We start from the raw sequence: 7701 nt of genomic DNA, 5'->3' as shown, positions 1-7701 counted from the left end.
AAACCCTTCTTTTTTCAGTGCTTCCCCTTTCGGATCAGCCGTTCCTCCCTTGCGGAGTGGTGCAAAGATAGGAACTTTTATCCTTCACTTCCTAACCTTTTACGACTTATTTATTCATATTAACCTTAACTGGCTGTAACATTGAACGATTAATTTATCGTTAAACATATAATCAATAAAAAATGGATAACCATAACACAAAATCACCATATCGATTGATACATTCGTTAGGTTAATCTCAGATTTATAAATACCTTTATCTATACATAATAACCAAAATAGTGATCACAATGGCCAAGACTACCCTCAAAGATATCTCTAAAGCACTCAATATTTCAATTTCCACGGTATCCAAAGCTTTATCCGATAGTTACGAAATAAGTGAAAAGACCAAAAAGATGGTTCAAGACTATGCTGCCGAGATGAATTTTAGCGTCAATAAAGTGGCGCAAAGTCTAAAAATTGGTAAAACCAATACCATTGGAGTTATTGTATGTGCTATTAACAACACCTTTATCTCTGAAATTTTGGATGGCATTCAAAAGGCTTCAATAGAAACGGGCTATGATATCATCATTATGCAAAGTAGGGAAGATGTTGTTATCGAAAAATCGTGCATTGAAGTATTAAACTCCAGGGGTATCGACGGACTCTTAATCTCTCCAGTAAGCGAAACATCAAATATAAATCTATTAAAGGAATTGCAAGAGAATCAAAAACCTGTTGTCATCTTCGACAGAACGGTTAATCAATTAAAAACAGATAAAGTTGGAGTCAACAATTTTGATGGGGCATATCAAGCTACTAAACACCTATTACAACAAGGCCGTACCAATATACTCCATATCACAGGACATCAACTGGGGGTATCGAAAGATCGACTTAATGGATATAAAGAAGCATTACGAGAATTTGAAATTCCATTAAAACCTTATTATTTTATTGAATGCAATATTCAAGATACAGAAATACTGGACAAACAAATAAAAAGTGCGATTCAAAAGACTTTAAATGCTGAACATAAATTAAATGCCATATTTGGTGCTACCGATGTCATCACAACCCGAACACTTGGAATCTTAGCAGAACTTAATATTAAAGTTCCCGAAGAAATAGCCGTTATTGGATTTTCTAATATCTCCATTCCAGACTCTTTAAACCCTGCATTAAGCAGAATTAAACAACCCGCTAGCGAAATCGGTCATACTGCAATGAAAAAACTGATATACCTAATCAAGCATCCAAACTATACTGACTTTGAAACCATCGAATTGGAAAATACGATAGAAATAAGAAGATCAAGCCTTTTGGCTTGATCTTAAAACAAATTAGGTATTTTGCTTATTAAAGTATCCAGCAGCATTATGATAAGAAATATCAGCAATAATTTTTCCAATCATATCGATATCATGAGGTAAGTAACCTTTTATAATATCTTCTGCAAAAATATTAGCAAGCAACCTTCTAAAATATTCATGTCTAGAATAGGACAAGAAACTTCTCGAATCTGTCAGCATACCTATAAAACAACTTATCAAGCCATAATTAGAAAGCGCATTGATTTGTTGCGTCATCCCATCCAGCTGATCCTGATACCACCAGCCTGAACCAAATTGAATTTTCCCTCTCATACCCTCTCCCTGAAAATTACCGATCATGGTACCAAATACAGCATTATCAGCAGGATTAACATTATAAATAATTGTTTTTGTCAATTGATCTGTTGTATCCAGATCATTAAAAAAATCAGCCATTCGCTCTGCTTGCTTATAGTCTCCTATAGAATCGTATCCCGTATCAGCACCTAAAATGGCTAATCTTCCCTTATTTGTATCACGCAGAGGTCCCAAATGGAACTGCTGCGCCCATTGTTTATCATGATATTTTTTACATAATTCACTCAAAACATAAAAGGTGAAGCTATCTTCAAACTCCAAAGCTCTTGTATCATCTCCCTGGAGTACATCAACAAAAACAGCATTTACTTCTGCCAACTTAAATCTACCCCTCTTCGGCAAGTATTTCAACCCATGATCAGAAGCTACACATCCTAAAGCGTCAAAATAATTGATCCGCTGATCCAGTGCTTGTAGCAAAGAATCGATGTGATCTATTTGGATACCAGAACTGTCCGACAACTTCTGAAGATAGGATCGAAATTTATCTCCTTTTGATAATTGAAAAACTTGATCCGGGCGAAATGTCGGGACAACCTTTGTCTTAAAGTCATGGTTTTCATTTAATCTCTTATGAAAGGTTAGGTGATCAATGGGATCATCCGTAGTACCCACCATTTCCACATTAAATCGAGTCAGCAAATTTTGTGTACTGAAGTTAGCGTCTTTTAACTGTTCTTTCGTTTGCGCATAAATATCCTTTGCACTAGAAGGGTTTAACAATTCATGGATACCAAATGGATTTTTAAGTTCCATATGCGTCCAATGATACAACGGGTTTCTCAATGTTTGAGGAACTACTTCTGACCATTTTTGAAATTTCTCAAAATCTGAAGCTTGCCCAGTAATATATTTCTCTTCAATTCCCAAAGTGCGCATTGCTCGCCATTTATAATGATCACCATATAACCAAATTTGAGTCAAATTTTCAAACTGGTGGTTATTGCATATTTGATCAGGAGGAAGATGATTATGGTAATCTATAATCGGAAGGTCTTTAGCATAATTATGATAGAGTTGTTGCGCGATATCCGATTGCAAAATAAAGTTATCATTAATAAAGTTCGCCATGCTTATCTTTTTATTCACCTAAAATACCATATTCTAAACCTCGAAGCTCCGCAAGCCCTCTTAAGCGTCCTATAGCAGAATACCCTGGATTAGTTACTTTATTTAAATCATCTAACATTTGGTGACCGTGATCAGGCCTAAAGGGAATTGGGCGAATCCGTTTCTGATTTTCAGCAGCCAAAATCTGCATAATAGCATGCATATTGACATCTCCATCCAAATGATCTGCTTCATAGAAACTGCCTATACGATCCTTTTTCACATTTCTCAAGTGAGCAAAATAAACCCGATCTTTAACCCTGTCCAATATCGATACGACATCATTTGACTGACTTGCCCCAAGAGATCCCGTACAAAAACACACTCCATTAAATGGCATATTAACGCCTTCCAAGATCGCCTCCAAGTCGGATTGATTACTCACAATTCGTGGAAGACCTAAAATTGCATATGGAGGATCATCAGGATGAATGGTCATTTTTATTCCGTTACTTTCACAAACTTCAGCGATAGAAGACAAGAAATGTAATAAATTGCGCAATAAACTCACTCGACCAATCTCACTATATATCGCAATGCTATTATTCAAATCTTCAAGTGTAAGATCTTTTTCTCCAGGAATCCCCATCAAAACAACTTGAGTTAATGCGTTTAAATCAGATGGCGAATATGAAACAAACTTTTGCTCCACACCGGCTAATATTTCATCCGAATAATCCCTTCTGGCATCCATACGTTTCAAAATATGAATATCAAATACAGCTAGATCTATCCAATCAAAATATAACGCCTTGGACCCATCCTTCATCAATAGATCTAATTGTGTCCTCGTCCAATCTAAAACCGGCATGAAATTATAGGTTATAATTTGGATTCCACATTTCGCTAGGTTCTCCAGTGACTGAATGTAATTACGCATGTAGTATGCGGCCTCTTGATTCGCAGTTTTTATTGCCTCATGAACCGGAAGGCTCTCTACCACTGACCAGACTAATCCTGCTTCTTCAATCACCCTTTTACGTTCTAAAATATCTGCTACCGGCCAAATCTCACCATGTGGAATATGATGTAATGCCGTTACAATACCTGTAGCACCAGCCTGTTTTATGTCGACTAAAGAAACGGGATCATTCGGCCCGTACCATCTCCAAGTTTGTTCTAGTTTATTCATCTTTATTTATTAAACACCACACCATGAATTAAAACCACCATCAACAAAGATTGTTTCTCCAGTCACTAAAGCCGAAGCATCACTTAAGAGGTATACTAAAGTTCCTTTTAATTCGTCAGGCTCCCCTAATCTTTGAAATGGCATTCCATTAATAAACTTTTGAGCACGATCAGAGTACGAACCGTTTGAATCCATTAATAAATTTCGATTTTGCTCCGTTAAAAAGACACCAGGGGCGATCGCATTGACGCGCACTTTATCTCCATAACGCAAAGCCAGTTCAACGGACATCCATTTGGTATATCCATCGACACCATGTTTGGCAACGGTATAACCTAAAACTCTAGTTATTGGTCTACTGGCCGCCAAAGAAGAAATATTAATAATAGAACCTTTACCCGATTCCGCTATCACACGCCCAAAAATATGTGTGGGTATAATTGTACCATATAAATTAAGTTCAATTGCTTTCAGTGTATCTTTAACATCATGATCAAAAAGATTTTGATCTGGTTGGATAGTTGCACCTGGAATATTACCACCAGCAGCATTTACTAATCCGTTAATAGTACCCCATTTTGCTAATATTTCATCCTTGGCTTTTATCACCTCCTCCTCATTTAACACATCTACTTGTACCGCCAATGCTTCAGCACCTTTTGCTTCAATAGCTTCCACACGCTCTTGCAGTTTTTCTGTATTGCGTCCAAGTACTGCAATCTTAGCACCCGCTTCAGCTAAAGCATCTACAAAAGCTTTCCCAAGCACACCAGTAGCACCTGTAACTACAACGACGTGATTCCTTAAAGAAAATGTATCCAATATCCCCATTTTATAATTGTTAGATTTAAAGTTACCAATTTTAGGAAATAATTAATTATGAAAGAAACTTCCTTAAAACTTTATTTACTAAAACGTTTTCGAAATTATGGGCATAAATCCTATAGAAATACAATTATTTATACTACTTTAGAACTATAAACTTATAACTTATGGATAATAACAAAGTCCTTTGTTTCGGAGAGATTCTTTATAGACTACAAGCAAAGGATGAACATTTTTTTAATACCGACCAATCCGTTGTATACGCTTATCCAGGCGGTTCTGAAGCCAACGTAGCCGTTGCTCTAGCATCATTATCGATTCCTAGTACTTATGTATCTGCTGCCCCTGACCATGCACTAACAAAAGAAATCCTAAACATCTTGAATCAACATGATGTTAACACTTCCAAATTTATATTTGGCGGGGAACGTTTAGGTTGTTACATCTTACAGTCAGCAAATGGTTTAACCAGTGGAGAAGTAATATATGATCGAAATCACTCCTCCTTTTCCACTTTAAAAGCTGATGATATTGATTGGGATGATCTATTTAAGGATTGCTCCTGGTTTCATTGGACAGCCCTAACCCCAGCACTAAATAGCGAATTAGCGGATCTCATGTTAACAGCATTAAAAATTGCACATGAAAAGAAAATAACCATATCCGTTGATCTAAATTATAGAAGTAGATTATGGCAATATGGTAAACAACCTCTTGATATTATGCCAAATTTAGTTTCATATTGCGATGTGATTATGGGCAATATCTGGGCTGAAAATAAAATGCTTGGAACATCGATCAACGATCAATTCTCCAGATCAACAGCAGTAGAGCAATATTTTGACTATGCTAATGTAGTTGCTCAAGAGATATTTGAAAAATATCCGAAATGTAAGCACATTGCTAATACTTTCCGATTTATGGATAATTCTAGTCATAATTTATTCTATGGTACCTATCACAATCCATCAGAAAATAAAATAAGCGCTATTTTAGAAACAAATGCCCTCATCGATCGAATTGGTAGTGGAGATGCATTTATGGCAGGCTTAATTGCGGCTATCTATGAAAATAAATCCTCACAGGAAATTATTGACACAGCCACTCAACTAGGCTTTAAAAAACTGTTTAACAAAGGTGATTTCATCAACTTATCATAATTAACATGCAGACTATCCTATCCAAGATTGAAAGTTCCCCCATTATCCCTGTTTACTATCATGACGATATTGATCAATGTATCCAGATCTTAAAGTCGTGTTACAGCGGAGGTATACGTGTTTTCGAATTCGTTAATAGGGGTCCAGAAGCTTTAAATAATTTCAAACAATTATTAAAATATCGAGATCAAAATTTCAAAGATTTAAAGTTAGGAATTGGAACAATTAAAACGAAACAACAAGCACTCGATTTCCTAGATATAGGAGCAGAATTTATTGTTAGCCCCATTGTTAAACCAGAAATAGCGGAAGTTACATTAAAACATGATATTCTTTGGATCCCCGGTTGTATGACGCCTACAGAAATTGCACTTGCTGAAGAACTAGGAGCCCCTTTAGTAAAACTTTTTCCAGGGGATGCACTAGGATCAAGTTTTTTAAAAGGAATCAAGCCTTTATTTCCATCACTCAAGTTTATGCCTACCGGAGGAGTATCCTTAGAAGAACAAAACCTGACGGAATGGTTTCAAGCTGGAGTATCTGCTGTAGGGATGGGTTCCAAACTATTCAATGATCCAACAGAATTTGAAGAAAGCAACTATATCGAAAATAGGTTACGTAAAGCTTTTCATCATATTGAAAGTATAAAATAAAGACACAAAAAAAGCTCTAACTAAAGTTAGAGCTTTTTTGTCGGGGTGGCAGGATTCGAACCTACGACCTCCACATCCCAAATGTGGCGCGATACCGGGCTACGCTACACCCCGAAAAGGTATCACCTTTTGTTTTACTGTGATGCAAATATACATCGAAAATTAATAAAGTCAAATTTATTTTTCACTTTAAACAATAAATCACTGATTAACTGAGAAATAAATTTTTATTAATAAAAATTCAAGAGCAAACTTCAGACTAAAACGTAGTATAATCGCCCTTTAAATTGTTAAAATCGCTTTTATTTTACCAGAATAAGGAGACTGATTCGCTTATAATATAAGCTCAATTTAAGGGAAAATCAACATCTAAAATCAATAAATCTATTGCAAAAAGTTAAAATTAAGAATGTAAATATTAATTTCATAGTGCTGAACGCGACTTTTATTACTTAAATAAAAATAGATCAAAATAACTAGTTCAATAAAAGAGCCGAGAATACATTAACTTATGACGCTACTACGTATAAATTAAAATTATTGTGGTAATTATAGAGGATATTAAGCAAGATAAATATAATCAAGATAGCTATACAAACCCTATGATCAGATCTCATCATAAGCGCCAGGTTTCTTCATAAGAAGTTATTAAGGGAATAATAGATGATATCGGCAATGTAATAGTATAGTAGAAGAACTGCAATTCAAAAATCATATGTGACAGAAATGAGCTAGACCATTTTCCAAAAAGCGATAGGAAATCTATTCCTATATCCTATCCTTTAACAGCAAAATATCAACATCTGATACCAGATTGCCACCAAACTGAGAAGCTAAACCGATCCTATTACAAGTCAAGTTCATCGGAAACAGATCCACATACAGAATCATGGAGATCCTAGGAAAAGAATATTGCGGTGCTTGGCATCATTACGGCAGCAGTGGGATAAATATCCGAAACCAGTGAGATGGGGGTATCTGCAGCAGAAAGGCAGTACAGAAAAAAAAGTTTAGCGCACAAAAAAGCCCCTGCTGTTTAGCAAGGGCTTCTGTATAAAAAAAGGCACCGACCTACTCTCCCACCTGTTACGGCAATACCATCGGCTCTGGCGGGCTTGACTGCTCTGTTCGGAATGGGAAGAGGT

Annotated in this window: 6 protein-coding genes, 1 tRNA gene and 1 rRNA gene; 3 read left to right on the top strand and 5 right to left on the bottom strand. The window is 36.0% G+C overall.

Annotated features, from left to right (window positions below; genetic code table 11):
- Positions 1-290 precede the first annotated feature (290 nt).
- A complete protein-coding gene (locus C8N37_RS22555) occupies positions 291-1316 on the top strand; it encodes a LacI family DNA-binding transcriptional regulator (protein ID WP_045752117.1) in 1026 nt (341 codons plus the stop codon).
- 12 nt (positions 1317-1328) lie between these two features.
- On the opposite strand, the gene uxaC is transcribed toward C8N37_RS22555, so the two are convergent.
- From uxaC to C8N37_RS22540, 3 genes are read right to left on the bottom strand one after another with little or no spacing between them, the layout of a single operon-like run.
- A complete protein-coding gene (uxaC, locus tag C8N37_RS22550; RefSeq protein WP_108161029.1) occupies positions 1329-2747 on the bottom strand; it encodes a glucuronate isomerase in 1419 nt (472 codons plus the stop codon).
- Between the two features lie 10 nt (positions 2748-2757).
- Positions 2758-3918, bottom strand: a complete 1161-nt coding sequence (gene uxuA, locus C8N37_RS22545) for a mannonate dehydratase (RefSeq protein WP_108161028.1) — start codon at positions 3916-3918, stop codon at positions 2758-2760.
- 9 nt (positions 3919-3927) lie between these two features.
- The gene (locus tag C8N37_RS22540) at positions 3928-4749 is read right to left on the bottom strand and encodes an SDR family oxidoreductase (protein ID WP_108161027.1); all 822 of its coding nucleotides are present in this window, start codon (positions 4747-4749) and stop codon (positions 3928-3930) included.
- 161 nt (positions 4750-4910) lie between these two features.
- Between C8N37_RS22540 and C8N37_RS22535 the strand changes: the two genes are divergently transcribed.
- A complete protein-coding gene (locus C8N37_RS22535; protein WP_108161026.1) occupies positions 4911-5903 on the top strand; it encodes a sugar kinase in 993 nt (330 codons plus the stop codon).
- A 5-nt stretch (positions 5904-5908) separates the two neighbouring features.
- Entirely contained in the window at positions 5909-6556 is a 648-nt protein-coding gene (locus C8N37_RS22530) for a beta/alpha barrel domain-containing protein (RefSeq protein ID WP_108161025.1), read from the top strand.
- Between the two features lie 40 nt (positions 6557-6596).
- Here C8N37_RS22530 and C8N37_RS22525 read toward each other — a convergent pair.
- Positions 6597-6670: transfer RNA gene (locus C8N37_RS22525), tRNA-Pro, on the bottom strand.
- Between the two features lie 944 nt (positions 6671-7614).
- Positions 7615-7701: ribosomal RNA gene (rrf, locus tag C8N37_RS22520) — 5S ribosomal RNA — on the bottom strand; the annotation flags it as partial.

It is taken from the genome of Sphingobacterium faecium (assembly GCF_003054045.1).
GTDB classification, from domain to species: domain Bacteria; phylum Bacteroidota; class Bacteroidia; order Sphingobacteriales; family Sphingobacteriaceae; genus Sphingobacterium; species Sphingobacterium faecium.
Note: the sequence above shows the minus strand (reverse complement) of the source record. Positions and strands in the feature narration are given on the sequence as shown.

Bases quoted from the DNA above. Each gene is read 5' to 3' on its own strand.
- C8N37_RS22555 (WP_045752117.1), top strand. From the start codon at position 291: ATGGCCAAGACTACCCTCAAAGATATCTCTAAAGCACTCAATATTTCA.
- uxaC (WP_108161029.1), bottom strand. From the start codon at position 2,747: ATGGCGAACTTTATTAATGATAACTTTATTTTGCAATCGGATATCGCG.
- uxuA (WP_108161028.1), bottom strand. From the start codon at position 3,918: ATGAATAAACTAGAACAAACTTGGAGATGGTACGGGCCGAATGATCCC.
- C8N37_RS22540 (WP_108161027.1), bottom strand. From the start codon at position 4,749: ATGGGGATATTGGATACATTTTCTTTAAGGAATCACGTCGTTGTAGTT.
- C8N37_RS22535 (WP_108161026.1), top strand. From the start codon at position 4,911: ATGGATAATAACAAAGTCCTTTGTTTCGGAGAGATTCTTTATAGACTA.
- C8N37_RS22530 (WP_108161025.1), top strand. From the start codon at position 5,909: ATGCAGACTATCCTATCCAAGATTGAAAGTTCCCCCATTATCCCTGTT.